24 protein-coding genes, 2 tRNA genes and 2 pseudogenes are annotated in these 25,558 nt (G+C 37.0%); 16 read left to right on the top strand and 12 right to left on the bottom strand.

Features of this window, described 5'->3' with window-relative positions:
* Positions 1-30: 30 nt before the first annotated feature.
* On the bottom strand, positions 31-930 hold the full coding sequence (locus B7705_RS08735; protein ID WP_084949021.1) for a helix-turn-helix transcriptional regulator: 900 nt from the start codon (positions 928-930) through the stop codon (positions 31-33).
* Between the two features lie 78 nt (positions 931-1,008).
* Between B7705_RS08735 and B7705_RS08730 the strand changes: the two genes are divergently transcribed.
* Complete coding sequence (locus B7705_RS08730; RefSeq protein ID WP_142358237.1) at positions 1,009-1,464, top strand: effector binding domain-containing protein; 456 nt, start codon at positions 1,009-1,011, stop codon at positions 1,462-1,464.
* Here the strand turns inward: B7705_RS08730 and B7705_RS08725 are convergent.
* A complete protein-coding gene (locus tag B7705_RS08725) occupies positions 1,453-2,115 on the bottom strand; it encodes a prepilin peptidase (RefSeq protein ID WP_084949017.1) in 663 nt (220 codons plus the stop codon). The two genes, B7705_RS08730 and B7705_RS08725, sit on opposite strands and share 12 nt — an antisense overlap.
* 70 nt (positions 2,116-2,185) lie before the next feature.
* Here B7705_RS08725 and B7705_RS08720 point away from each other — a divergent pair, with 70 nt between their 5' ends.
* The 3 genes and pseudogenes from B7705_RS08720 (at position 2,186) to B7705_RS08710 (ending at position 3,861) form a co-directional block, all read left to right on the top strand.
* Positions 2,186-2,641, top strand: a complete 456-nt coding sequence (locus tag B7705_RS08720; RefSeq protein ID WP_000155447.1) for a GNAT family N-acetyltransferase — start codon at positions 2,186-2,188, stop codon at positions 2,639-2,641.
* Positions 2,642-2,744: 103 nt separating this feature from the next.
* Positions 2,745-3,270 (top strand): annotated as a pseudogene (locus B7705_RS08715) (thiol-disulfide isomerase).
* 69 nt (positions 3,271-3,339) lie between these two features.
* Positions 3,340-3,861: a hypothetical protein gene (locus tag B7705_RS08710; protein WP_142358236.1), complete on the top strand. Its 522-nt coding sequence runs from the start codon at positions 3,340-3,342 to the stop codon at positions 3,859-3,861.
* 218 nt (positions 3,862-4,079) lie between these two features.
* Here B7705_RS08710 and B7705_RS08705 read toward each other — a convergent pair whose 3' ends face one another.
* From B7705_RS08705 to B7705_RS08685, 5 genes are all read right to left on the bottom strand, one after another.
* Positions 4,080-4,283, bottom strand: a complete 204-nt coding sequence (locus B7705_RS08705; RefSeq protein ID WP_000102421.1) for a CsbD family protein — start codon at positions 4,281-4,283, stop codon at positions 4,080-4,082.
* Positions 4,284-4,324: 41 nt separating this feature from the next.
* Positions 4,325-4,909 (bottom strand): Asp23/Gls24 family envelope stress response protein, encoded by a 585-nt coding sequence (locus tag B7705_RS08700; protein WP_000072932.1) that lies wholly within the window; start codon positions 4,907-4,909, stop codon positions 4,325-4,327.
* Between the two features lie 11 nt (positions 4,910-4,920).
* On the bottom strand, positions 4,921-5,091 hold the full coding sequence (locus tag B7705_RS08695; protein ID WP_000454669.1) for a DUF2273 domain-containing protein: 171 nt from the start codon (positions 5,089-5,091) through the stop codon (positions 4,921-4,923).
* Positions 5,092-5,102: 11 nt separating this feature from the next.
* Positions 5,103-5,666 carry an alkaline shock response membrane anchor protein AmaP gene (gene amaP / locus B7705_RS08690; protein ID WP_000045614.1) on the bottom strand — a complete coding sequence of 188 codons (564 nt, stop codon included), beginning with the start codon at positions 5,664-5,666 and terminating at the stop codon, positions 5,103-5,105.
* A gap of 99 nt (positions 5,667-5,765) precedes the next feature.
* Positions 5,766-6,002: a GlsB/YeaQ/YmgE family stress response membrane protein gene (locus B7705_RS08685; protein ID WP_000964741.1), complete on the bottom strand. Its 237-nt coding sequence runs from the start codon at positions 6,000-6,002 to the stop codon at positions 5,766-5,768.
* A 310-nt stretch (positions 6,003-6,312) separates the two neighbouring features.
* On the opposite strand from B7705_RS08685, the gene B7705_RS08680 reads away from it, so the two are divergent.
* Positions 6,313-7,794, top strand: coding sequence for a M protein trans-acting positive regulator PRD domain-containing protein (locus B7705_RS08680; protein ID WP_084949016.1), 1,482 nt, complete (start codon positions 6,313-6,315; stop codon positions 7,792-7,794).
* A gap of 467 nt (positions 7,795-8,261) precedes the next feature.
* Here the strand turns inward: B7705_RS08680 and B7705_RS08675 are convergent, their stop codons facing one another.
* The gene (locus B7705_RS08675; protein ID WP_070534535.1) at positions 8,262-9,407 is read right to left on the bottom strand and encodes a low temperature requirement protein A; all 1,146 of its coding nucleotides are present in this window, start codon (positions 9,405-9,407) and stop codon (positions 8,262-8,264) included.
* A gap of 813 nt (positions 9,408-10,220) precedes the next feature.
* Between B7705_RS08675 and B7705_RS08665 the strand changes: the two genes are divergently transcribed.
* Positions 10,221-11,510: a hypothetical protein gene (locus tag B7705_RS08665; RefSeq protein WP_084949014.1), complete on the top strand. Its 1,290-nt coding sequence runs from the start codon at positions 10,221-10,223 to the stop codon at positions 11,508-11,510.
* Positions 11,511-11,519: 9 nt separating this feature from the next.
* Positions 11,520-12,608: pseudogene (locus B7705_RS08660) on the top strand (AI-2E family transporter).
* A gap of 140 nt (positions 12,609-12,748) precedes the next feature.
* On the opposite strand, the gene B7705_RS08655 reads toward B7705_RS08660, so the two are convergent.
* From B7705_RS08655 to B7705_RS08640, 4 genes are all read right to left on the bottom strand, one after another.
* Positions 12,749-12,821: transfer RNA gene (locus tag B7705_RS08655), tRNA-Lys, on the bottom strand.
* Between the two features lie 62 nt (positions 12,822-12,883).
* On the bottom strand, positions 12,884-13,399 hold the full coding sequence (locus tag B7705_RS08650) for a DUF308 domain-containing protein (RefSeq protein WP_000672743.1): 516 nt from the start codon (positions 13,397-13,399) through the stop codon (positions 12,884-12,886).
* Positions 13,400-13,752: 353 nt separating this feature from the next.
* A tRNA-Lys gene (locus tag B7705_RS08645) sits at positions 13,753-13,825 on the bottom strand.
* Between the two features lie 264 nt (positions 13,826-14,089).
* Positions 14,090-15,361, bottom strand: a complete 1,272-nt coding sequence (locus B7705_RS08640; RefSeq protein WP_084949013.1) for a replication-associated recombination protein A — start codon at positions 15,359-15,361, stop codon at positions 14,090-14,092.
* Between the two features lie 115 nt (positions 15,362-15,476).
* Here B7705_RS08640 and B7705_RS08635 point away from each other — a divergent pair, with 115 nt between their 5' ends.
* The 9 genes from B7705_RS08635 to B7705_RS08595 all read left to right on the top strand — a co-directional run bounded on the left by B7705_RS08635 (position 15,477) and on the right by B7705_RS08595 (position 25,464).
* Entirely contained in the window at positions 15,477-15,947 is a 471-nt protein-coding gene (locus B7705_RS08635) for a DUF3013 family protein (protein WP_084949011.1), read from the top strand.
* Positions 15,948-15,992: 45 nt separating this feature from the next.
* The gene (locus B7705_RS08630; RefSeq protein WP_084949009.1) at positions 15,993-18,308 is read left to right on the top strand and encodes a P-loop NTPase family protein; all 2,316 of its coding nucleotides are present in this window, start codon (positions 15,993-15,995) and stop codon (positions 18,306-18,308) included.
* A 104-nt stretch (positions 18,309-18,412) separates the two neighbouring features.
* Positions 18,413-18,838 carry an NUDIX hydrolase gene (locus B7705_RS08625; protein ID WP_084949008.1) on the top strand — a complete coding sequence of 142 codons (426 nt, stop codon included), beginning with the start codon at positions 18,413-18,415 and terminating at the stop codon, positions 18,836-18,838.
* 9 nt (positions 18,839-18,847) lie between these two features.
* A complete protein-coding gene (locus tag B7705_RS08620) occupies positions 18,848-20,293 on the top strand; it encodes an ApeA N-terminal domain 1-containing protein (RefSeq protein ID WP_084949006.1) in 1,446 nt (481 codons plus the stop codon).
* A gap of 4 nt (positions 20,294-20,297) precedes the next feature.
* On the top strand, positions 20,298-21,248 hold the full coding sequence (prmA, locus tag B7705_RS08615; protein ID WP_084949005.1) for a 50S ribosomal protein L11 methyltransferase: 951 nt from the start codon (positions 20,298-20,300) through the stop codon (positions 21,246-21,248).
* A 1-nt stretch (position 21,249) separates the two neighbouring features.
* Positions 21,250-21,993, top strand: coding sequence for a 16S rRNA (uracil(1498)-N(3))-methyltransferase (locus tag B7705_RS08610; protein WP_084949003.1), 744 nt, complete (start codon positions 21,250-21,252; stop codon positions 21,991-21,993).
* 10 nt (positions 21,994-22,003) lie between these two features.
* A complete protein-coding gene (pepF, locus tag B7705_RS08605; RefSeq protein ID WP_084949002.1) occupies positions 22,004-23,800 on the top strand; it encodes an oligoendopeptidase F in 1,797 nt (598 codons plus the stop codon).
* Positions 23,801-23,828: 28 nt separating this feature from the next.
* Positions 23,829-24,611: a deoxyribonuclease gene (locus B7705_RS08600; RefSeq protein ID WP_084949000.1), complete on the top strand. Its 783-nt coding sequence runs from the start codon at positions 23,829-23,831 to the stop codon at positions 24,609-24,611.
* A 61-nt stretch (positions 24,612-24,672) separates the two neighbouring features.
* Positions 24,673-25,464, top strand: coding sequence for a DUF2785 domain-containing protein (locus B7705_RS08595; RefSeq protein WP_084948999.1), 792 nt, complete (start codon positions 24,673-24,675; stop codon positions 25,462-25,464).
* The last annotated feature ends 94 nt before the right edge of the window (positions 25,465-25,558 follow it).

The raw sequence follows: 25,558 nt of genomic DNA, 5'->3' as shown, positions 1-25,558 counted from the left end.
GGGTATAAGTTCATGAATGACAGTTGAATATTAGTTTGGGTATTGCTTATGAATGGTATCTATATAGTTGGTGAAATGTTTCAGGAAATGCTTAGGAGATATAACAGTGATGTATTTTCCAAAAGCAAGCAAGGTATTGTATCCCCAATCATTGTCGTTTAACGGATAAGTAATCTCGTAAATATCGCTATTAATAGGTTTTATGGCATTATAGCCTAAGAGTTCCACAAATCGATCAAGAACAATTTTCTGGACATGCAGGATGACAGGTACTTTGTTTTCATTCATCCAAGCACCACCATCATAGGGAAGTGGTGTAAAATGTCTTTTTGAAAAAGTATCGGAGAGAGTAAGTTCACTAATTCTAGCAACTTTAAAAACAGAAAAACGCGCTTTATCAGCATCGTAGGCATCCATATACCAACTCCGGTCCTTATAGACAATACGGTAAGGCTCACAATTTTTTTGACTCACCAGTCCTTGTGAATTAATATAGGAAAATTTTATTTTTACTCTACCTCTGATAGCTTCCAATAACTTAAAAATCAAAGTTCGTATTTCCAAGTTCCCTTGAGATAGAGATAAATCAATTTCGAAATCAGAGTATGTATTGGTAGAATTTAATTTCAATATAGCATTGAAAGTAGAGGCATCTTCCAATACTTGATAACGGCTTTTTAAACCAGATTCGATCGAAAGCCGTTCGGATTGGGTCAGGGGAGGTTTGTCAGTTTGGAAGTCTTCCATAAGAAAAATGCCTCCATTTTTTCCTTTCATTACATAGAGAGGAATGCCTGCAAGAGATAAATCATCAATATCTCTCATAATAGTTCGTGTGCTGACTTTAAAAAGTTCTGATAATTCTTTAGCTGTTGTTTTTCGTTTATTTACTAAATGAGAAATAATCTCCATTTGACGGTCGATTTTCATAATTTTCTCCTTAAATATGACAGATAGTTGTCATATTACTTTTGTTATGATTATACCATAAAGAAAGGAGTTCATATAATGAAACATCAAACTAAACCATCGTTTACCTTAGTTGGCAAGAGTATTTTGATAGAAGGAACTACAGTTCATGAACATCACTATTCTAAAGAGAAAACGGCATTCTATACTCAGTTATTTAAAGAAGGAATGCTAGGAAAATTGATGCCCTATTCTCTAGATAAAAGAGGCTATGCTTTGATAGTTCCTCATAAAGATGGTATACAATACTACGCAGGAGTTGCGGCAAATAATGCTGTGGAAGGTTACGAAAGCATTCTTGTCCCAGAGAAAGATTATTTAGTAAGCTCAGCCAGTGGTGATAAATCAAGACTCTTGTTTGATAAATTGGAGAATGACTTTTTTGAGGGAGAATATAGCTCGCTTTACAATGATGGAATTATCTTAGAAATACTTTTAAACGGTAATCCCATGGATGCAGAAGTTGAGCTTTGGGTTCCCAATTCAACAAACTAATAAGAACTGATAGAAAATTATTATAGTCGTAGCAAGTAAGAGGAAAGGCACAAAAGGAAGTCTTTCCTTTTTCTTTTGCAGGAGAAAAGCTAGGATTCCTGTCGCAGAAGCAAACTGAATCAAGATGAGTAATTCGGTCACACTAAAGACGAGCGCACAAGAAGCCAGAAAGAGAAAATCCCCTGCTCCCATGCGGATATCGATAAAATGGGCTATGATTCCAAGGGCAAGGAAGAAAATCATAACCAGATTCCAGTCAGAGCAGGCCATTAGGACTAGATGGAAAGTCATCCAGACCAGTAAGGGATACTCCTGATGGAGAAGGTCGTAGATGCCTAAGGTCAAGCCAGCAGTGATTAGGATGACTTGACCCAAGGAAATCCAGCCCCATGACCAAGCTAGAAAGAGGATTCCTAAGCCGAGTTCAAAGAGGGCATACCAGAATGGATAGCGAGCCTTGCAGTAGCGACAGCGAAAGCGATTGAAGACCTGCGAAAGGATAGGAATCAAATCTAGCGGACGCAAGCGAGTCTGACAGGAATTGCAGTGGCTAGCTGGTCGAATAATGGATTGCTCAGGAAAACGGTCAATGACCAAACCTAAGAAAGAAGCGAGAATGCTCCCGACAAGAAAAAAATAAAGATCAATCATACTTATCTATTCGTAAAAAATAGGAGAAGTAGTATAATAAAGAAACATTGATAAGATGGTGAGGAAATAGATGACAATTCGTTTTGAAGAAAATGTGAGTACAGAAAACGCTCAGCTCGTATGCCAATGGTCCAACTCCCTTGGCCAAGCTTTTCAAGAACAATGGATGGGACCAATGATTCCTTTTCCCTTAACAATTCAAATCCTGCAAGATTTGGAAGGAATCTTTTCAATCTTTGATGGACAAGAGTTTGTAGGGCTTATCCAGAAAATCAGACTAGAAGACAGGAATCTTCATATCGGGAGATTTTTTATCAACCCCCAGAAGCAGGGGCAAGGATTAGGTAGCCAGGCTTTAAGGAAATTTGTTAGTTTGGCCTTTGAAAATGAAGACATAGATACTGTCTCTCTAAATGTCTACGAGGCAAATCAAACAGCTTACCAGCTTTACCAAAAAGCAGGATTTGAAATCGTTCAAATAGTTGAAGTACCTATACGAAAATACATCATGAAAAAGGGCAGATAACAGTCACGGGGGACTAGAGTCCCAAGGATCTTCAAGGATAAAGAAGTTATCTTTCAAAGTTAGAAACAAGACTTATATGATTTCTTAGATAGAGGAAATAAAAATGTCGAGATGTAGAAAAATACGAATCTTGCTCGCTTCTGTACTAGCCCTAGTTGTTGGTATCACTCTTTATTCTCAGTATCAAAGCCACCAAGAACGGTTCCAATTAAAGACCTCCTTTGAAGAAAAGGACACTATAGCCGTCTTAAAACATTTAACGGATTCAGGGAGATATGCGTCTGACATTCGTAAAGCAGGCTATGTCGTTCCTCCCGACGGTGCCATTCGCTTGGATGGAGGAATTGACTCCATAGGGATAAAAGGAGACATTGATTTGAAAATGTTGAATCCTGGCAGGGATGAAGTCTCTGTTTTATTTGAAACAATGGTAAATGAGGAAAAAATAAATGCCTACTATATTTTAGATCATCAATTAACCCTAAGACGTAGATACTATTCTTATATTAGGAATCAGAAAAAAAGAAAGTGTGAACATCTCTCAAGCCGAAGAAGAACGCCTATTAAAGATTGTTCGAAAAGAGTTGAAAGCTTTTCTAGATAAGATGTATCAGACTTTGTATGGTTGATGTTACTAGTGAGAAATGGATGCGAGACTCTGTTTAGGATGTCAATGATGATGAGAAAGGAGGGACAAAATGTTTACAGAATTGATCTTTATTGTCTCTTTACTGTTACTTTTACGTTTGTTTAAAAGTAGGCGCTCACGAATGATTATAGGAGTCTTGTATAGTTTGCTGCTAGTCTGGTTTGTCCTTTCAGTTTTGAACTATGGCAAATACACTCTTCAACCAGGTCAATCCGTCAACTTAAGAGTAAATCCCAGAACACAAGATTTGGAATACTATTCAATCTTCATCTTGAAGAAAAACGATTCAAGCAAAATTAAATTAACTGGCTCTGGTGTTTGGAGTGAGAGAAACAGCGATGTTTACTATGAAGTAGAGGGACAAAAAATTATAAAAAGCCATGGTTTGGACGAGGAGGATGAAGAACTTCCAAACAACCAACCAGATATTTATTTAGTAAAAGATGGAGTTGTTGTGAGTTACCAAGGTGAAAAAGTGTTTGATGCCACCAATAACAAGCCCTACACGATAACCATTACCAATGTGGACACCCAGCCAGCCCAATTTGAGGCTCAGGTGGTGGATAAATAAGCCAGCCTAGTAGTGTGCAAGCTTTTAAATTTTCTTTCTTTAAAAAGGGAGATATTATTTTAAACAAGCAAAAAAGCCTTGAAATCAAGGCTTTTCCTTTTGACAATTCCTTTTAACGAAAAATGGGAAGCGTGTTTAGAATCCGATCTACAAAAAAAGAGGACATTTACGGTCCTCTTTTTGACTACTATAATGAAAAGGTCAATTAACGTTTAGCCTTATTTTTCGTCTTTGTGAAGCATGTTTTTCACACCTTCAATAGCGCCTTCGACAGCGTCTTTAGCATCTTCAGCAACTTCTTTTACTTTAGAAACAACTTTTTCAGCTGTTCCTTCTTTTTCCATTTTTTCATCGCCGATCATTTTGCCGACACCTTCTTTAATGGAACCTTTTGCTTGGTTTAATTTTTCTTCTGTTGACATGATTCTGCCTCCTTTAAATTGATTGATTTTGATTAGATGAATTAGTGTACGCGAGCATTTTCCTTTGTTTCGCCTTTAACGGCTTCAACACCTTCGCCTACTTTTTCTTGAACAGCAGCAACACCTGAACCGATACCAGATTTCACTTTTTCAAATTGTTCTGAAGCAAATTCTCCTGTTGAAGAAGCCACGTCAGTTACTCGGTCTTGGAGGCTAACTGAATCTGCTTCATGCTGTTCCTTCGTTTTGATATCAACAACATTCACATTGACTTCAACTACTTCTAGATCAGTCATTTTTGTAACTTGTGATACGACAACATCTTTGATTTCTTTGTACAAAGCAGGGACATTCTTTTGGTACTCAACAACAATGTTCAAGTCAACTGCAACTTGCTCTTTCCCAACTTCAACATTGACACCATGAGTGACATTATCTGTATTGATAATTTTTTCTGTTAGATTAGAGAAGAATCCTCCATCCACATCCAAAAGTCCAGGTACTTTTTCAAGTGAAAGACCAATGATTTTTTGGATTACTTTGTCTTCATAAGTGAGTTCCCCTTTAACATCTTGAGAAACAACAGCAACATCTTTTTTTTCTACATTTTTATCTACGTTTGACATACGAGACTCCTTTATTTATTTAAATATTTTTCCTTAACATAGTATCCAGCAAATGCTCCTAGGGCTCCACAAATTAGTACAAATAGTGTTTTGAAAAAGCCAAAGGATAAGATAAAGCAAGCGAGAATGACACCTACTAGACCTGCAATAATTGGATACTGATATTTTTTAAACCATTCCATTTTTTACTTCCTTACTTTACACGACTAACAGTCTTTTTGGTCGTTTTTGGAGGTTCAAATTCTTTCACTTTAACTTCAAGTTTTACCTCACGTTCAATACCAAAGAACTGCTTTAATCCATGAGTTATTTCATTCTGGATGACAAGACATCGATTTGAGATGTTGTCCGAAGGAAGAATTTTGCCCTCAACATAAACGAAACATTTATTTTTGCGGCTATTTACATGGACTGTTGGTTCTTTGATCAACTGATGATCAATGACCAAACATCGAACAAAGCCTTCGATAGCTGAATTTTTTAGTTTTAATGTATCTTCTTGAGTCTCTAATTGAATCTCTAAATACTGTTTAGGATAGAAGAGTATTACTAACATTGAAATTAACACTAAAACAGATAGGACAAGTGTCCCCCAAAAGACATATCTAGCAATCAGAAATTCAGCGTAGAGTTCTCTCCAACTGAATAAGTGGATATCTAAATCACTGACCTGATGATAATCTATGAGAATAGGAAGGAAAATAGCCAAGATTAAAATACAGAAAATAAGTAACAATATTTTCTTTGATTTTGACATATTAAATCCTTTCAAATGAAAAGCTTTAAACCATAATTTTACCCGTCTAAAGTATTCAAAATTATGGCTTATCACTTTTAATGTTCTATTAGGTAATGCTTATTTTTTACCAAATAGAAATGAAACGACTGCAACAACAATCACTGCACCTACGATTGACGGAATAATAGCCATTCCAGCCAATGAAGGTCCCCAGCTTCCTAGAAGTGATTGCCCTACAGACGAACCGATAAGACCTGCAAAGATATTTGCAATCAATCCCATTGAACCACCTTTTTTAGTGATTGCACCTGCGATGAGACCAATAAGACCTCCTACAATAATGGACCACAACATAGTGTATCCTCCTTTTCTATTTCTAAATCAAAGAATCAATTTCAGAAAACCAATTTCTTTGATTGAATTAATTATATAATATTTAAATATGGAAGGGTAATAATTTGTCTCAAACTACGTATTATAAAAACACACCACAGGTACAAATAAATAAGAAAATCTTGATGCTACTGGGTTTCTAAGGGATTAGACTAGTCTTTTGATGACAAGCAAAAGTCGTTGTAAGAGGATAAATGCACTCTATATGGTATAATTGCATGAAGATTGATAGGCAATCGTTTAGTTTATTACAAAGAGAGAAAAGCTGTTCATGAGAGATTTATTATCGAAAAAAAGTCACAGACAATTAGAATTATTAGAATTACTATTTGAAAACAAACGCTGGTTTCATATTTCAGAGCTAGCAGAATTATTGCACTGTACAGAACGTTCTGTAAAAGATGACTTGTCTCAAGTCAGATCTTCTTTTCCTGACTTGCTATTTCATTCCTCGACAAACGGCATCCGTATCATTAATACCGATGATAGTGATATTGAGATGGTCTATCATCATTTTTTTAAGCATTCAACCCACTTTTCAATTTTAGAATTTATCTTCTTTAATGAAGGATGTGATACTGATAGTTTCTGCAAAGAGTTTTATATCAGTTCTTCCTCTCTTTATCGTATCATCAGTCACATTAATAAAATTATTAAGAAACAATATCGTTTTGAAATAAGCCTCAATCCAGTTCGAATCACTGGAAATGAGATTGATATCCGTTACTTTTTTGCCCAGTATTTTTCAGAGAAATATTATTTCCTTGAATGGCCCTTTGAAGATTTTTCTCAAGAACCCTTGTCTCAATTATTGGAATTAGTCTATAAAGCAACTTCTTTCCCGATGAATTTATCAACTCATAGAATGTTAAAATTACTTCTGGTTACAAATTTATATCGCATAAAGTTTGCTCATTTCATGGAAGTTGAGAGAGACTCTTTTAACAATCAATTGTTGGAATCGTTTATGCAGGCAGAAGGAATTGACGAGATTGTAGCGAGCTTTGACTCTGAATATCATATCTCTCTGAATAAAGAAGTAATAGGTCAATTATTTGTATCCTATTTTCAAAAAATGTTTTTCATAGATGAAGAATTATTCTTGAACCATGCAAAAACAGACAGCTATGTAAAAAAATCGTATCAGTTATTGGGAGAACTAGTAGATCAGGTATCAAGAGAGTATAATCTTCAAGTAGACAATAAGGACAATCTGATTTGGCATCTGCATAATACAGCACATCTGCATCGTCAGGAATTATCGACAGAGTTTATCCTATTTGATCAAAAAGGCAATACAATCAAAAACTTTCAAAATATTTTCCCTCGATTTGTTTCAGAGGTGAAGGAAGGGATTGAACATTATCTAGAGGCTTTGGATATGGATCGTAGTTCAATGAAAGTCAATCATTTGACCTATACTTTTATCACCCATAGCAAACACTTGGTGCTAAATCTTTTACAAAATCAACCTAAATTAAAGGTTTTGGTTATGAGTAATTTTGATCAGTATCATGCAAAATCAATAGCTGAGACACTTTCTTACTATTGCAGCAACAATTTTGAACTGGAGGTCTGGAGTGAATTAGAGTTATCACTTGATGCTCTAAAAGAATCACCTTACGACATCATTATTTCTAATTTTATTATTCCTCCTATTGAAAATAAGAGACTGATCTATTCTAATAATGTCAATACAGTCGCTCTCATCTCTTTGCTTAACGCAATGATGTTTATTCGACTAGACGAGTAACTAAGAATAACAAAAAACGCTATGTAGCGTTTTTTGTTTTATAAGAAAAGAATTTCCTCTATACTAGACTCAGAATATCCTAAAATCTTGTCATGTTTTTGTTCGGAACAAGCAAAAAAGCCTTGGAACTCAAGACTTTTCCTGTTGTATTTAGATGCCCCCTGCATGGATTTGTAAGAACTTTTCATATTGAAAATAAACAAAAATGTTGAAATATAGCTGATTTTAGGGAAATACTTTTAGGTATTTTCAATGTCAGGATTTAAAAATGGGGCAAAAGTGGGGCAAAAACGAATGACTCGTATTTTGTTTGAAAACCTATAATACCTAATGATTATGCTATTCTAGATATATAGTTTTGTTATAAATAAATGTCAGTGCGAGATCAAATTGGAGAATAAAATGGAAAAACAAATTAATGAAAAAAAAGCCTTGGTTCCCAAAGCTTTTTTTATGTTATAAACTCATTAAAATAACTCCCAGTTAGATTTGGAATATTTTTTATTCTGTGTCATATAAAAATAAATAAAATGAATGGCTATAGCTAGAGCTAAAATGGTTGTAATACTCACTACTATTATAGGATTAGAAGCAAAGATTAAAGAGAGAATCAAGGCAGCCAGATAGAGTGTCGCTTGGACACAGTAGTAACTTTTCGAATAGCGAAGATAGTGTTTGTTACAGGGCCCATTTACTAGGACAGCAACTTGGAAGAGGCCAAATCCGATATAAGAGAAGCTGGTTGCAAAGAGACGATTAGCTTCAGGATTCAGAAGAAAACTCATCGAAACGGTCATCATAAGAAGTCCAATGAAAATAGGATAGTGACTGTAAATTAGAAATAGCCCCTTTTGATTAGATTTTTCATCAATAGCATGGTCGAATTGACCAAAATAAAACAAGAACAGAGAAATCATAATAATGAAATAAAGAACCGAATAAATCGAGAAATTCTCGATTGTAAAGAAGTTAGCTAGCTCCGTAATCATCTCTCCAAACATAATAATGACAAGAAGGGAGATGCGCTCGATTAAATGGGGGAGATTTACCTGGTAATGCTTATCTTTATTAAGCAAGATACTTGGCATAATAAATGTTAGCAGAATACTAGCAAATAAGACAGAGACTCCAACGTAAATAGGAAGAAGAGCTGCTAGATAGACTCCTAAACTTCCTAGAGCTGTTATCCATAGAAAACCTTTGATACTTTCCCGATTAACATCATCGGTTGATTTTCTAAAAAATTCAACCAAATATTGAAAAAATAAGGTAAGGGTTAATGTACCAATAGCCCAACAGAGATAATGAAAATATTGTTGCCAATCAGGTCCAATCATATTGGCTATAAAGAGTAAAATTCCCATTTTGATAAACATGATTACTATGTTAAATAAAGAGTTCTTTCCATAGCGATTGGTATAATCGGTTTGAATCATCCAGGAATTGATGAGAAGCAAAGTAGCAATGAAAAAATCAAGGAAAGAATTCCAAGTCAAAATACCGTTATGAAGATGGTCAATTAAAGTAGTTACTTTTGAAATTGCAAAAACAAAAACTAGGTCATAAAAAAGTTCTGAAAATTCTACACGTTTATGTTTAATAAGAGTTGTCATCTTAAGACCTTTCTATTTTAGAAGTACAATTTATTATAACAGAAAATGGTAATAAAAAAAAGGGAGATGCTTAAATAACTTCATGTGACGCGAATGAACTGCGCCACAAAAGTTAGGTTTTTTCTGTCTAACTTTTGGGGTGCAGTTCAGAAGGGGTGTTTTTTCTATCGTTTTTTAGTGCTAAGACTACACAAAAAAGCCTTGATTCCAAGGCTTTTCCTGTTGTATGTAGATGCCCCCATGGATTTGGGAGACTATATCATCTTGAAAGTAATTAAAAAGTTGAAATTTAAGTGATTTTCGGAAGGTACTTTTAGGTATTTTCAATGTCATGATTTAAAAATGGGACAAAAGTGGGGCAAAAACCATACAGATTCTAAACTGTATGGTTCTTTTTTTATCTAACCAAGAAAGGTTAAAACTTATTAAAACAAATGCAATCAACTGTTGAAAACTTTTTAGTCCGTGTAATATAAAAACAAGTAAAAAGTTGAACTATAGGGAATATTGTGTCATAATAGGTAATAGATGAATAATTAATAGATTGGAAATAATGCTTTCTTACCTTAACAAGTTGAATTGGTTATACATTTTTTCGTCGCAATTGTGTCTATCTCTCGAGTTTAGCTAGTTTTTATAAGCTCTGGTTTCTAATCAATATAACAAATTTTAGAAGTGCATAAGACAAGATGGTGACATTACTACAGTCATTTCTAGTCACCATATGTTGCTGGCACAGGCTGTTTGTAGTGTTGGCTATTTACTAGTCAGTTTAATCGGAGTGTTTAATTTTTATTGTTGAAAGGTTTTTATATGGAAAAAATTCTATCTTTAGGTCTGACAGGTAGGAAATTACTTGCTCAGGGTTTCTTGTTTGTTCTGCTAGGTCTTATCTTGATGGTCACGGGGACTTGGTTGCCAGTAAAGGTTATTCAACTGGTTCTGTTTTTAGCTTGGATAGCAACGGTCTTAGATTTAGTATTACGTATTTTCAAAAAAAGTCAGTCAACGGACACCTTGGGAGTTGCACTGGTTAAATTGTTAGTGCTGGGATATTTGCTTGGCTCCAATCTTGCGACGGATGTGCCGATTTATATTTTGGCTCTTGTGATTGGAATTTATCAGATTTTTCATGCTAGTATCAACCTTGTCACCTATCTTCTCTACCGCAAAAACAAAATTCGACCTCGTTTTCGTTTCTTACTAGATGGACTCGTACTAGTTTTTCTTGGTGGGACTAGTCTTTTGTCCTCTACAGGAAATTCTGTCTTTCAACTCTTTGTATTAGGGGCTTATTTTTTCCTTTATGGTGTGTCCAATATCCGTGACGGTTTCTTGTTTGAGGAGGAAATTGGGAAAAACCATCTCAAACGTCGTGTAAGAATGAGCTTACCTATTGTCCTAGCCGCTCTCATCCCTGCAAGTACTTTAGCAAAAATCAATAAATTCATGCAGGAAAATGCTGATGAGAGAGAGGATATCCATCTTGGAATGGTGAAGTCTGGTAAGACAGCGGAGCTTGAAATTTTTGTTCATACAGCTGAGACCTCTCTGTTTTCGGCAATTGGTCATGTGGATATCTGCTATCAAGGCCGTGTTATTTCTTATGGCAACTATGATCCGTCTTCTGAGACCTTATTTGGCATGGTAGGAGATGGTGTCTTATATTTCTGTGATCGTGACAAGTACATTGACCTATGTAAACGTGAGAGTCAAAAAACGCTTTTTGGTTATGGGATATATTTGACGCCTGAAATGGAAAAAGCAGTTCAGAAAAAGTTGGCTGAATTGAAACAACTGACAATTCCATGGGAGCCAAGTGCAGATAAAATCATGACAGGTGATGGTAAGGAAGACTACACCTACGCTTATAAAATCAGACACGAGACAGATGGGGAACTTTATAAATTTATCAAATCTAAGTTTAAATCCTACTTTGTCTTATCTACAAACTGTGTGCTCTTGGCTGATACCATAGTCGGTCAGGCTGGCACCGATATCCTCTCACCCAAAGGATTTATCGCTCCAGGAACTTACCAAGCCTACCTTGATCGAGAGTTTGAAAAACCAAATAGTATAGTCGTATCTAAACATGTTTATTAAGGAGAATTTATGAACTTAGTTAAAAAATATACTCCGTTAATCCTTTTTATAGGGCTGGTTGCTCTTGTAATTCTGAATGCATCGAGCTTTATATCAGGAGCAATCTCTCTCTTTGATGTAATATCAACCTTGATTTAAGGTGCTGTTATTGCTTTTGTGCTTAATGTTCCTATGAAAAAAATTGAACAGTACTTAGTTAAATTGAAGGTAAAGGCAGAGTTGCGTCGTCCGATTGCCATGGTACTTGTTTTCCTAGCTCTTATCTTAATCGTGATTGCTCTTTTGGTTTTGGTGCTGCCAACCCTAGCCCAGACTATTAGTCAGCTGGGAACAGTCCTTTCAACAGTCCTTACTCAACTTGGGAAATTGCTAGGCAGCTCGGAATTTGTAACCAAAGACATGTTGTCAACTATCGTATCAGGCATACAGGGACAATCTAGTTCTATTAGCCAAGCTTTGATAGGTTTTTTATCAGGTCTGACTAGTAATATCGGCAATATTTTTTCAAGTTTGATGAATGCCTTTTTGATTATAGTCTTCACCTTTTCATTTTTATCCAGTAAGGAACATTTGGCAGCGATGACGAGTCGACTTCTAAAAGTTTTTCTTCCAGAGAAGGTGGTGATAAAGTTGACTTACATTGGACAAGTAGCACTAGAGACTTATGACCAATTTTTGATGAGTCAGCTGATTGAAGCAGTTATCATAGGAGTTATGATAGCGGTTGGTTACAGCGTGTTTGGGATACCCTATGGAGTAATGACAGGTATCTTTGCAGGAGTGCTATCGTTCATTCCTTATGTAGGGCCTATGATTGCTTGTGTTGTGGGAGCGATTTTTATCTTCACAGTGAGTCCTACTCAAGCCTTACTTTCTCTTCTTCTATATCAAATCATACAACTGATTGAGGGAAATCTTATCTATCCCAAAGTTGTGGGTCAATCTATTGGCTTACCAGCCCTTTTCACGCTTGCGGCTGCTAGTATCGGAGGGAATCTTTTCGGACTACTTGGAATGATATTCTTTACCCCCGTATTTGCTGTTATCTATCGACTGGTTAAAGAATTTGTCGTTGCAAAGGAAAATCAGCTAGATTAAGAAAAACTAAATTTAATAAGATATACTGAGAAGAGAGTGAGAGATTCTCTTCTCTTTTATTTTTAAATACTTTTCTACAAAAAGCTATTAGACGTTAAAAAAAGCCTTGGTTTCAAGGCTTATTTCTGTTGATTTAGATGTGCCCCCTGCAGGGCTCGAACCTGCGCCCCATAGCTTAAGAGTCTACTGCTCTACCAACTGAGCTAAGGAGGCAACAGAAAAAGCTGAGAATGTAACTTCCCAGCTATTTTAATATGCCCAAAATGGCAGCTAGATTATTTACGAAAGGCATCAAGGATATAGGTGAAACCAACAATTAAAAATGCAAAGGCAACGACATAAACGACAAAGACACTTGTAGCTACTGGATTGAACAAAATCACTAGACCTAGTAAAAATGCAAGCAACGCTATCCACATGATATGGTTGCCAATAATAGGGAAAATCAATCCCAGACGATTGCCTTTAAAGAAAGCTATAATGGCTTCTACAATTAACCAAATTCCTAAAATAGTTGGAATGACAACTGGCAGCGTCACAAAGCCATAGGCAACGAGGTAAAGAGCTAAGAGAAGATTAACAATCCCTTGGAAAAGATGAGCTGGTGAGCGAAGCACTTTTGGTACAGAGAAATAGCCTAAAATAGCTGCTATAGAAGCAACCAGTAAACCAAATGCAATCCACCAGCTGTAAGCAACAAGATTAGCTACTGGGTCTGTAAATAGAAAGAGTGCTAAAAGGACAAAAATAACTCCTGCAAGGAATAGCGATAAACGATTAGAAAATTTCATTTCAATACCATCCTGTTATATAGTATAGTTTAATAATAAAAATATTATACACCTTTTTAGAGGAAATATCAATAAACTAAATGGAAAATTTGGAAGTTTCAGTCTGATTTATGAAAAGAAAATCAGTTTTTATTATTTTGAAAATAAAAAGAGAAGATAAAATTTGTCTTCTCTACATGAAAATATTGTATGGCATCAAAGCAAAAGTAACTGGCTTTACACTATTTGTAAAGATGTAATTTGATTCAAAAAGAAAAGATAGATTTAAAATGTGGGACAAATGATGGGGTAAATCAGTTATAGACAAGCAAAAAAAGCCTTGATTTACAAGGCTTTTTCCTGTTGTATTTAGATGCCCCCTACAGGGATCGAACCTGTGACCCACGGATTAAGAGTCCGCTGCTCTGCCAGCTGAGCTAAGGAGGCAAAGAAAAAAGCTGTATTGGTGCCGAAACTTCACGGTTTGTATTGAACCCGCGCAATTAAGCAGGTGGGCAACTCGCTCTAACTGAAGCTGTTTCCGTGTGAGACGGCCTACATGCTGTTAGAAGACTTTTGTTTCCCTAATAATACAAAAAATAGTCGGTCAACACTTAAGTGTGAAGTCGTACACCACAGCGTTTCTATGTTTATATAATACCACTTTTTCAAAAAAAATCAAGAGGAAAGTGCAATTTTTTGAAAAGGATTTCAGATTTTTCGCAAACGGTCGATAGCTTCCTTTCTTTGAGCCAAAGCCCGTTCATATTTACCAGTATCTTCTGCTTGGAAATAGTGATGATTACGAATTTTTTCTGGTAGATAGTCTTGCTTGACCCAATTTCCAGGATAGTTGTGTGGATAGAGATAGTCTTGGGCATTCCCCAGTTCCTTGCTTCCACTGTAGTGCCCATCACGCAGGTGTCGCGGAATAGGCAAGTGCCCTGATGTTTTGAGGTCGGCAAGAGCCTTATTCATAGCTACATAGGCTGAGTTGGATTTTGGAGAAAGGGCCAAATCAATCACGACATTGGCAATGAGAATGCGGGCTTCGGGAAAACCAATCTTTTGTGCAGCATCTAGAGCAGTTACGGTATGAATTTGGGCCTCAGGATTGGCTAAGCCGATATCTTCATAAGCGATGACGGTCAAGCGACGAGCTAGACTAGGCAGATCCCCAGCCTCAATCAAGCGGGCCGCGTAGTGGAGACTGGCATCAACATCCGAGCCACGGATAGACTTTTGCAGGGCTGAAAGGACATCGTAGTGACCGTCCCCATCCTTATCCATGGTAATGTAACTCCTCTGCAGGCTGTTTTCCATGATATCCAGTGTGATATGGCGGATGCCCTTGTCATTTTCGGGAGTAGAGAGAACAGCCAGATCCAGCGAGTTAAAGGCAGAACGCAGGTCTCCATTTGTAGAGGTCGCGATGAAATCCAGTGCATCCTCATCTAATTCAACTGGGAAATCAAAGCCACGTTCAGGGTCAGATAGAGCTATCTGAATCGCTCCTTTGACATCTTGATTGGACAAGGGTTCTAACTCAAAAATCTGAACACGGCTACGAATGGCTGGAGTGACTGAAAAGAAAGGATTTTCAGTCGTAGCCCCAATCATGATGACCAGACCACTTTCCAAGAGGGGAAGTAGAAAATCTTGCTTGGTTTTATCTAGTCGGTGAATCTCGTCCAGTAACAGGACTAATCCTCCAGAGAATTTAGCCTCTTCAGCGATTTCTTGGAGACGTTTTTTGCTATCAACAGTGGCATTGAAGGTCCGAAAGGCATACTTGGTCGTTCCAGCGATGGCAGAGGCGATACTGGTCTTTCCGATACCCGGAGGTCCGTAGAGAATCATGGAGGACAGGCGATTTGCTTCCACCATACGACGGATAATTTTTCCAGGTCCTACCAGATGCTCTTGACCGATGACCTGGTCGATGGTTTTAGGGCGCATGCGAAGCGCGAGATTGTCTGGCATAGCAGTCCTTTCTAACATGGATTTTCTGATGTATATGTGGTAAGATGGTAGTATCTATTTTAGCATAATTCCGAGTAATCGGGGCGATTTAAGAGTCGCATAGAAAGAGGACAAAATGGCAACATACGGATTTTTAGATATTTTAGAGGAAGAATTGGACAAGAACTTTCCCTTTGACTATGAGATTAGCTGGGACAAGCGCAACCACGCAGTTGAAGTGAGTTTTTTGCTAGAAGCACAAAATGCTACAGGAGTGGAGATGGTGGATGAAGACGGAGAGGTGTCGTCAGACGATATCCTATTTGAGGAAGCGGTGCTCTTTTACAATCCTGCTAAGTCAACCGTCAATGAGGAAGACTATTTGACAGTCATCCCTTATCTGCCGAAGAAAGGATTTTCTCGCGAATTTTTAGCTTATTTTGCGCTATTCCTTAAAGATACTGCCGAGGTTGGACTAGATGCCCTCATGGACTTTTTGGAAGACCCAGAAGCAGAAGAATTCGTCATGGAATGGAACCAAGAAGTCTTTGAAGAAGGAAAAGTCGGCTTGGAAGAGGGAGAGTTTTATCCTTATCCAAGGTATTAGGAAGAAGACAAGCTTGATTTGAGTAAATGTAAAGGGGGGTAAATCTTGACAGCGGGAAAAAAATATATTGGTGCTTATAGCCGAGATGCTAGAGACTATTTTTCATTATTGCCGACAGAACGAGAAATAGTAGAGCAGTTGCAGGCTATATACAGAGAAGAGAAAGGGCTTTTTGTCTTATGTGGTAACAGAGGATCAGGAAAATCAAGTCTGAAAAATATTTCTTTGGAATTTGATAAAAAGTATAGTTGTGATAAAGATGACAAAGAAATTCTTGTAGTGAATGTGTCTTTTTTCAGTGGTAATAAAGATTTTCATAGAGAAATTTTAATGCAAATTCCTAATGCTATTTCCAAAAGAATGGAGGATATTGAACGTGATATTTGTGATTTTGTTAATAATTATAGAAGGTATTATCCGACTTTAGAGTATAATGCTGAGGAAAAAGAAAAAAAGTACGATTTGTTAGAACAGGATAAAATAAGAGAAAATTTTTCAACAATACATAGAAGACTGCAAGAAATTGGGAAAAATTTCGAGAATACTTCAAATATTTATAATTTATATAACAAGTTATCAAATCAAACTAGTAATTTATTTGAACAGTTTAATCTTTTAAACAAACAGCATAAATTCCAAAACAGTAAATGGTTTCTGCCACAAAAAAATAGAGTAGATATTTTAAATTTTAGAAAAAACATTGACGAACTGTATCAAAAAGTTGAATATTTTGAAAGAAAAGCGAGCGAGCTAATAAAATTAGAGGAATTCTTGCTTATTTCTCACCAACAACTGCAATATTTTGATCTAGAAATAACAAATACAAAGAGGTATTTAGAATCAACTACTTCAGAAGTATCATCCGAGTCATCTATTGATTTAAGTGCTGATATAGGAATAATAAAATCGGGATTTCAATTAAGAGGGAAAATTTCTTCAAGTGATAATGAAGAGTTGTCTCGGGAGTTAAAAAGTATTGTTACTGAGGAGTTAAAAGAGCGTCAGCTACTACGACTTTTAAAAAACATGTCTGAATACTTTAATATTACTTTTTCTATAGATGAATTAGATAAATGTAACACAGCTACAATTATTGATATGATTGATAAAAATAAAAGGTTATTCTTTGATTGTAATGTTTCGACATTGCTAATTACAGATATATCCACTGCAATATCTTTATTGGAAAAATCAGATTATATTTCTGAACCTAATATCATTGTTGTCCCTGACTTAGGTATTTTGGATTATATTCACAGGATTAATAATAAAGGGCTACCCCTAAGTTATAATTTTATTACTATTCTAGATTCCTATTTCGTGAATAGAATGAATAATAGGGAGTTAAATTATGGTAGAAAATATGAGGGAAGAACTTATTATTCCAAGGGATTTGAACTTTACAAGTTTATGAATTCTACTCTTTATAAAGGTATAAATGAACTTTATAAGCCGATGATATTGAAATTTTATTGGGAGTTAATTGACTTACTAGATTTTGTCGGGGAATTATCTAAAGAAGAATATGAACAGTTTGAGAATAGTTTTTTTAATAATAATGACTTGCATTCTTTAAAAATCAAGTTTATACTGCGTAAAATAATAGATCAATTAACGACACAATCTTTTGATTACTCTTTTACTCTCGAGGATAGTCGAAGTCGGTATGGACATACTAAATCACTGACTGAGTTTAATAATAAGAAATCCTATATTCGCGAATTTTTGCGGCAAATAGCTTCAAAACCAACGATACTTTCAGATGAGACTGCTTTTTTAAAAATTAATCACATAGACTCTCAAACTGAGGAATTTTACTACTTTGATATAGAATTCTCAGATTATCTAAAAAAATTGGGTATTGATGATGAAAAGTTCAAAAATATCTTGTTGCAATTATCTGAACCAGGAAAGAAAGGTATATATGATGGAAGAACTTATCGTTTTGCAGAGGAATTTTATGATCCTTCTCAAGGAGTTGATGATGCACGAGCCATTGTAGAGAGAGAAAATACAGTTGGTGTCATTTTATTCTATCCACACGATTATTCGGAGAATGCTAATCCAAATCACCAGCCACTACGAAATGGTATTATTGTAACTGTGACTGATTTTGATGAAATTATACTATATCCATACTTAGGTTATATTGGTCTACATTCTCACAAACCATCTTATCTCACAGAATTTAAAAAAGAATTGAGTGATCAAAATATCCTAGTTTACGAAGTAGAAGATGAAAATTTATGGAAAGGATGTTTCGAAAAAGATAATAAAGACCTCAAAGATAAAATTTTTGAAGTTTGTAACAGAGAAATAAAAAGATGGCTCAGTGATATGAAATATAGAGGCAACAGGTAACCATCTTGACTAAATCATTGATTTATATTGTCATGTTATTATATATCATTATTATGAAAACTGGTTAGCAGAGTTGGAGAAAGAATTATCCGAAGGAGTCTGATATGGAAATAGAAATTTCTGATTTTACAGGTTGCAAAATTGCCCTCTTTTGTGAGGATAGGATTTTAACTATCTTGCGTGATGATAAGGCAAGCATTCCTTGGCCCAATATGTGGGAATTGCCAGGTGGCGGACGAGAAGGTGATGAAAGTCCTTTTGAGTGCGCGGCGCGTGAAGTTTACGAAGAACTAGGAATTCATCTGATTGAAGATTGCCTGCTTTGGAGTAAGGTGTACCCAAGTATGCTTTTTGAGGGGAAGGAATCCGTCTTTCTAGTGGGAAAGTTGACTCAGGAACAGTTTGACAAGATTGTCTTTGGTGATGAAGGGCAGGGATATAGACTGATGAGCATTGAGGAATTTCTTAGCTCAGATAATGTTGTGCCCCAGTTGCAGGATAGGGTGAGAGATTATTTGGAGGAAGAGTAACTACAAGATATGAGTAAATTAACATATAAGTCATATTCATGGGATAAAGAATTTGAAATCAAAGGTTATTTTTCTGAGGATAAATCAAAAGTAGTTGATCATGAAGCAAATAGTGGAATTTTGACATACTCACCAAACGAAATTATATTAGAAATTTTTGGTGAATTTTCTAGTGATGACGAAATAATTACTGATTTTGGGGACCCTATAGATAAAATTTATGGATTTGATTCTCATGGAAAGTTATTGATATTAGAATCTTACGGTAGTCCATTTGGAACAGAGAATATTCCAGGTTTCCCAATAAGAAAGTATAGAATCAAAAATTTTAAAATTTTTGATATTGATTATCAATTATTTCCAAATAAGAATAATTTCAAAGAGTTGATAGTTGAATTGATTGACGAATTGGAAGATACCAAAGTCCAGTATTACCAATTCTCTTTTGATCATATAGAAGATTGGATTGGCAAATCAATTGTAAGTGCGAAACGTGATCTCAAACAACGAAATTTTAATATTGCTGTCAACATTTCTGACTATCAATCTACGGAAATTTTGATAAAATCAGAAAATTTAAAGTTTGAAGATGTGGCTGGCTACACTTTTTCATATGATGCATTAAGCTTAGAACAATTTTATAAAATTCGTTTATCCTCTTCTAAAAATGAAAAGGTTTCTTTACAGAAATGCTATGAGGCTTCAAGAAGAATTAAGCAATTAGTTGAGATGTTGTCTAAAAAACCTTTGTCTTTTCTAACCATTGAATTTCTATGTAAAAAACGTCAGGATAACAACTGGCCTATAATTAAAGGGAAGTATTTTGTACAACATTCAAGAAAAAGCATTAAATGGGATAAGCATGAGCTACACAAAATTTCGCTTAATAAATTAGGCGACAATTTTGAAGCTATTATAAATAATTGGTTCGATAAAAGTGAGCAATTAGAATTTATTGTTCGAAGTTTTACAGCCAATTTGCATGGTGCTCCTTATCTTGAAGATAGTTTTATAGATTCTATTCGCAATTTAGAAGTATTTGCTAGAAATTTTCGAGGTGAACAACGAGTTGATATTTCTAAAGAAGAAGATATAAATAAACAAAGAGTTTTTGATTTTATTAATAAAAATATTGATGATTGTTTTAAAAAAGTCTTTAGAAATAGGTTGAAATATCAGAGACAGGATAGTGACTTGAGAAAGAAATTACTGGATTTATTTTCTAATGTTCTTGGAAAAATAGGGAAGAATAAACTTACTGAGGCCTCCATTTCTAGTATTGTTAAAAAGTTGTATGACAGTCGTAACTACTATATTCATGGAGATGAGAAATCAAAATATAAAAATCTAGTGACAGATTTCAATGAAATGTATGAACTTCGTACATTGTGTCAAGAGGTATTACGTTTCTACATATTTCAGGAACTTGGATTAGAATATGATGAGGAGTACTAATAAAATGGAAACATGGCAAGAGTTAAAAGTAACGGTTAAGCGTGAGGGAGAGGAATTGGTTTCCAACCTCTTGATTGAGTTAGGTGCCCAAGGTGTTGCGATTGAAGACAGCATGGACTATGTGGGAAATGTGGACCGCTTTGGTGAGATTTTTCCAGAGGTTGAGCAACAAGAAGAAATCGTAGTGATCGCCTACTATCCTGATACGGTTGATGTAGCTGTAGTTGAGGCGGACTTGCAGGCTCGCCTAGCAGAATTGACAGACTTTATGGATTTGGGAGATGTCAAGATGGGTACAACAGCCTTAGCTGAGGAAGACTGGGCTGACAACTGGAAGAAATACTATGAGCCAGCTCGTATCACTCATGATTTGACCATCGTGCCGTCTTGGACAGACTATGAGGCGACTGCTGGAGAAAAGATTATCAAACTGGATCCAGGCATGGCCTTTGGGACTGGGACGCATCCAACCACCAAGATGAGCCTCTTTGCCTTGGAGCAGGTTCTTCGTGGTGGCGAAACGGTGCTAGATGTGGGGACTGGTTCAGGTGTCCTTTCTATTGCTAGCTCGCTACTTGGTGCTAAGGAAATTTTCGCTTACGACCTGGATGATGTGGCAGTTCGTGTGGCTCAGGAAAATATTGAGCTCAACCCTGGCATGGAAAACATCCATGTTGCTGCTGGAGATTTGCTCAAGGGTGTGGAGATTGAAGCAGATGTCATTGTGGCTAATATCTTGGCGGATATTCTCATCCATCTGACAGAGGATGCTTATCGTTTGGTCAAGGACGAAGGCTACCTCATCATGAGTGGCATTATCAAGGACAAGTGGGACATGGTGCGCGAGTCGGCTGAGTCAGCTGGATTTTTCCTTGAAACCCACATGATTCAAGGGGAATGGAATGCCTGTGTCTTTAAGAAAACCAAGGATATTTCAGGTGTGATTGGAGGCTAGCATGCAGCAGTATTTTGTCAAAGGCAGTGCAATCTCTCCTGTCACTATTGAGGACAAGGAAACCAGCAAGCATATGTTTCAGGTCATGCGCCTGAAAGAAGATGACGAAGTGACCTTGGTCTTTGATGATGGGATTAAGCGCTTGGCGCGTGTGCTAAATGTGGAAGCTCGTCAGTTTGAATTGGTTCAAGAATTAGCTGACAATGTGGAACTACCAGTTCAAGTGACCATCGCATCAGGCTTTCCCAAGGGAGATAAGCTAGAATTCATCACTCAAAAAGTGACGGAACTGGGTGCTAGTCAGATTTGGGCATTTCCTGCCGATTGGTCGGTCGCCAAGTGGGACGGCAAGAAGTTGGGTAAAAAGGTTGAAAAACTGGAAAAAATTGCTCTTGGAGCAGCAGAGCAAAGCAAGCGTAATCTAGTTCCAAGTATCAAGCTTTTTGAGAAAAAAGCAGACTTTCTAGCTCAGCTTGATCAGTTTGACTCTATCATCGTAGCCTATGAAGAGTCGGCTAAAGAAGGAGAAGCCGCTGCTCTCCTACAAGCGGTCGCAGGTCTTGAAAAAGGAGGTAAATTGCTCTTTATCTTTGGTCCAGAAGGGGGTCTCTCACCTGCAGAAATCGAAAGTTTTGAAGCTAAAGGAGCTGTCTTGGCAGGTCTTGGCCCTCGCATTTTGCGAGCGGAAACAGCCCCACTTTACGCCTTATCAGCCCTTAGTGTTTTAGTAGAATTAGAGAAATAAGAGGAAGAAAATGGAACAAAAACACCGTTCAGAATTTCCAGAAAAGGAACTTTGGGACCTAACTGCCCTATACCAAGACCGTGAGGATTTCTTGCGTGCAATCGAGAAAGCTCGCGAAGACATCAACCAATTTAGCCGGGACTACAAGGGCAATCTTCATACTTTTGAGGATTTTGAGAAGGCCTTTGCGGTATTGGAACAAATTTATATTCAGATGAGCCATATCGGCAATTACGCCTTTATGCCTCAGACGACAGACTATAGCAATGAAGAGTTCGCCAATATCGCCCAAGCTGGGATGGAATTTGAGACAGATGCTAGTGTAGCCTTGACCTTCTTTGACGACGCTTTGGTGGCGGCAGATGAAGAAGTTTTGAATCGTTTGGGTGAATTGCCTCACTTGACGGCAGCCATTCGTCAGGCTAAAATCAAAAAAGCCCACTATCTTGGGGCTGATGTGGAGAAGGCATTGACCAATCTTGGTGAAGTTTTCTATAGTCCACAGGACATTTATACTAAGATGCGTGCTGGGGATTTTGAAATGGCTGACTTTGAAGCCCATGGCAAAACCTACAAAAACAGCTTTGTAACCTATGAAAATTTCTACCAAAACCACGAGGATGCGGAGGTTCGTGAGAAATCTTTCCGCTCCTTCTCAGAGGGACTTCGTAAGCACCAAAATACAGCTGCGGCAGTCTACTTAGCCCAAGTCAAGTCTGAAAAACTATTGGCAGATATGAAGGGCTACGACTCAGTTTTTGATTATCTTCTGGCTGAGCAAGAAGTGGACCGTGCTATGTTTGACCGCCAGATTGACCTCATCATGAAGGACTTTGCACCAGTTGCCCAGAGATACCTCAAGCATGTTGCCAAGGTCAATGGTCTTGAAAAGATGACATTTGCAGACTGGAAATTGGACTTGGATAGCGCCCTGAATCCTGAAGTGACTATTGACGATGCCTATGATTTGGTTATGAAGTCAGTCGCACCATTGGGTCAAGAATACACTCAAGAAATTGCCCGTTACCAAGAAGAGCGCTGGGTAGACTTTGCTGCTAATAGTGGCAAGGATTCTGGCGGTTATGCGGCGGATCCATATCGCGTGCACCCTTATGTCCTCATGAGCTGGACAGGTCGTTTGAGCGATGTCTATACCTTGATTCATGAAATTGGTCATTCTGGTCAATTCATCTTTTCAGATAATCACCAAAGTCACTTTAACGCTCATATGTCGACCTACTATGTCGAAGCGCCATCAACCTTCAATGAATTGCTTCTTAGTGACTACTTGGAGCACCAATCTGATGACCCGCGTCAAAAACGCTTTGCCCTTGCTCACCGCTTGACAGATACCTACTTCCATAATTTCATTACCCATCTCTTGGAAGCAGCCTTCCAGCGCAAGGTTTATACATTGATTGAAGAAGGGGAGACCTTTGGAGCAAGCAAACTAAACAGCATTATGAAGGAAGTCTTGACAGATTTCTGGGGAGATGCTATTGAGATTGATGACGATGCGGCTCTGACTTGGATGCGCCAAGCTCACTACTACATGGGCTTGTATAGCTACACCTACTCAGCTGGACTTGTTATCTCGACAGCTGGCTATCTCCATCTAAAAAACTCTGAGACTGGAGCTAGAGACTGGCTCAATCTCCTCAAATCAGGTGGCAGCAAGACACCGCTTGAGTCAGCCATGATTATCGGAGCCGATATCTCAACAGACAAACCACTCCGTGATACCATCCAGTTCTTGTCTGATACAGTTGACCAGATTATCGCCTACAGTGCTGAGTTGGGGGAGTAGGGCTTAGACAGATTTCTAGGAGAATGATATGAATAGAATCAAAAAATGGCTGGAACAAAATCCCCAAAGAATGCTCTTTATCAAAATAGGCCTAGTCTTTTTGGGCATCATTTTATTGATTGCTTTGCCTACTCTCTATCTTGTTTTGAGTGGGTTTGGTATTTGGTATTTTGTAAAGAAAGCGCCAGATATTCGAAAAAGAAATCTAATGATTGGACTTTTCGTTGTCAGTATTGCTGTAGTCTCTCTCCAAACTCCGACAGTCACAAAGAAAATTTCATCTTCTCAATCAGAAACTAAGAAGACTGCGGCATCTACTGCTAAAGCAGATTCAACAACCGATACTTCATCTAGCATAGAGGAGGCAAAACGAATCGAAGAAGAGAAAAAAGCAAAAGAAAAAGCAGAAGAAGAGAGAATTGCTAAAGAAAAAGCTGCAAAGGAGTTGCAAGAAAAAGGTGAAACCTTAGTCAAACAATTGGAAGAAAACCAAGATGCGAATCAAGTGAAGTCTGCTAAAGAAATAGTTAATCAGATTGAAAATAATGATAAAAAGACAGAGTTGCTTGATAGAATAGGTGCAGTTGAGTCGTTAATTTCTCAAAAAGAAGAAGAGAAAAGAATTGCACGGGAAGCTGAAACCAAAGCTCAACAGCAAGATAGAATTGTCTATGTTGCAAACCATGGAAAATCAGAAGTTTATTGGTATAGTAAGGATAGAATGCCTCCAAAAACTAATAAAGCTAACGTTGTTGAGATGACAGAAGCAGATGCGATTGCATCAGGAAAACGTCCATCGAAAACAGAATAAGACAGAAAGTTATCTTGGGCTGGTTTTTTGAACAGTTGCTAGAAATATATAGGTACTTGAGATGCGTAAAAAATTACAAAGAAAAGTGATAGAAGAAAAACCAAGCTATAGCCAAGAAGAAATCCAGTGGTTGCTTGAGCACTTGGGAGATCCCTCTCCAGAAATTCGAGACGAACTTGTTTTTACGAGTTTAGCTAGAGGTATTCAAGAAGAGTTGTTTACCCTTGAGCAGTTTCATTTTATCGCAGAAGAAGTCTCCTCTGATGAAGGTCTATACAAAGAGATTGATGGTAGAGGAGTTTCAGCTCTTAAACGTTCTTTTAGGGCACTTATTTATGCCAATCTACTGTCCTGTGATGGTGCTAAGGAATCACTTTATTACCAGCAGTTGCCTTCTCCTATCAGGGCTACCATGCTAAATCAAGGCTTACACTATCTTACAAAGGAAAAAGAGACGACGGGCTACTCTCATCAGTTTGGGTGGATCCACGCATTTGCGCATGGGGGTGATCTCTTGACGGAAGTTATATGTCATCCTAGCTTTCCAAAGTCAAATATAGCCGAAGCATTTGAAATCATTGGGAAAATCTTTAAACGTGTTGAGATTCGTTTTACAAATGATGAAGATTGGCGGTTAGCCAGAGCATTTTATGAACCAATTTTACGAGGGAAAATCGAACCGTCTCTCCTCACTGCTTGGTTGCAAACAGTCGAATTTCCCCTGAAAGAAGCAAATGATTTCCATAAATTTTCCAATTTCAGATCTTGTTTGCTGGAAATTTACCTTCAACTAGACTGTCATAAACTTTTACAAGATGAGTTGAAAGAAGCTATTCAATCTTTTCAATACTAGAGATTAGCTGGTCATTTTATGATTTTCAAAAAACTTTCCAGTCAATTTTCTTGAAACCCTTTCCTTCTTTTGATAGACTAATACATAGTTTGAA

The sequence above is a fragment of the Streptococcus oralis subsp. dentisani genome, assembly GCF_002096685.1.
Classification (GTDB): Bacteria; Bacillota; Bacilli; order Lactobacillales; family Streptococcaceae; genus Streptococcus; species Streptococcus oralis_AD.
This window is presented reverse-complemented; position numbering and strand designations above follow the sequence as displayed.

Coding starts and splice junctions, on each gene's coding strand:
- B7705_RS08735 (WP_084949021.1), bottom strand. CDS start 930: ATGAAAATCGACCGTCAAATGGAGATTATTTCTCATTTAGTAAATAAA.
- B7705_RS08730 (WP_142358237.1), top strand. CDS start 1,009: ATGAAACATCAAACTAAACCATCGTTTACCTTAGTTGGCAAGAGTATT.
- B7705_RS08725 (WP_084949017.1), bottom strand. CDS start 2,115: ATGATTGATCTTTATTTTTTTCTTGTCGGGAGCATTCTCGCTTCTTTC.
- B7705_RS08720 (WP_000155447.1), top strand. CDS start 2,186: ATGACAATTCGTTTTGAAGAAAATGTGAGTACAGAAAACGCTCAGCTC.
- B7705_RS08710 (WP_142358236.1), top strand. CDS start 3,340: ATGTTTACAGAATTGATCTTTATTGTCTCTTTACTGTTACTTTTACGT.
- B7705_RS08705 (WP_000102421.1), bottom strand. CDS start 4,283: ATGTCAACAGAAGAAAAATTAAACCAAGCAAAAGGTTCCATTAAAGAA.
- B7705_RS08700 (WP_000072932.1), bottom strand. CDS start 4,909: ATGTCAAACGTAGATAAAAATGTAGAAAAAAAAGATGTTGCTGTTGTT.
- B7705_RS08695 (WP_000454669.1), bottom strand. CDS start 5,091: ATGGAATGGTTTAAAAAATATCAGTATCCAATTATTGCAGGTCTAGTA.
- amaP (WP_000045614.1), bottom strand. CDS start 5,666: ATGTCAAAATCAAAGAAAATATTGTTACTTATTTTCTGTATTTTAATC.
- B7705_RS08685 (WP_000964741.1), bottom strand. CDS start 6,002: ATGTTGTGGTCCATTATTGTAGGAGGTCTTATTGGTCTCATCGCAGGT.
- B7705_RS08680 (WP_084949016.1), top strand. CDS start 6,313: ATGAGAGATTTATTATCGAAAAAAAGTCACAGACAATTAGAATTATTA.
- B7705_RS08675 (WP_070534535.1), bottom strand. CDS start 9,407: ATGACAACTCTTATTAAACATAAACGTGTAGAATTTTCAGAACTTTTT.
- B7705_RS08665 (WP_084949014.1), top strand. CDS start 10,221: ATGGAAAAAATTCTATCTTTAGGTCTGACAGGTAGGAAATTACTTGCT.
- B7705_RS08650 (WP_000672743.1), bottom strand. CDS start 13,399: ATGAAATTTTCTAATCGTTTATCGCTATTCCTTGCAGGAGTTATTTTT.
- B7705_RS08640 (WP_084949013.1), bottom strand. CDS start 15,361: ATGCCAGACAATCTCGCGCTTCGCATGCGCCCTAAAACCATCGACCAG.
- B7705_RS08635 (WP_084949011.1), top strand. CDS start 15,477: ATGGCAACATACGGATTTTTAGATATTTTAGAGGAAGAATTGGACAAG.
- B7705_RS08625 (WP_084949008.1), top strand. CDS start 18,413: ATGGAAATAGAAATTTCTGATTTTACAGGTTGCAAAATTGCCCTCTTT.
- B7705_RS08620 (WP_084949006.1), top strand. CDS start 18,848: ATGAGTAAATTAACATATAAGTCATATTCATGGGATAAAGAATTTGAA.
- prmA (WP_084949005.1), top strand. CDS start 20,298: ATGGAAACATGGCAAGAGTTAAAAGTAACGGTTAAGCGTGAGGGAGAG.
- B7705_RS08610 (WP_084949003.1), top strand. CDS start 21,250: ATGCAGCAGTATTTTGTCAAAGGCAGTGCAATCTCTCCTGTCACTATT.
- pepF (WP_084949002.1), top strand. CDS start 22,004: ATGGAACAAAAACACCGTTCAGAATTTCCAGAAAAGGAACTTTGGGAC.
- B7705_RS08600 (WP_084949000.1), top strand. CDS start 23,829: ATGAATAGAATCAAAAAATGGCTGGAACAAAATCCCCAAAGAATGCTC.
- B7705_RS08595 (WP_084948999.1), top strand. CDS start 24,673: ATGCGTAAAAAATTACAAAGAAAAGTGATAGAAGAAAAACCAAGCTAT.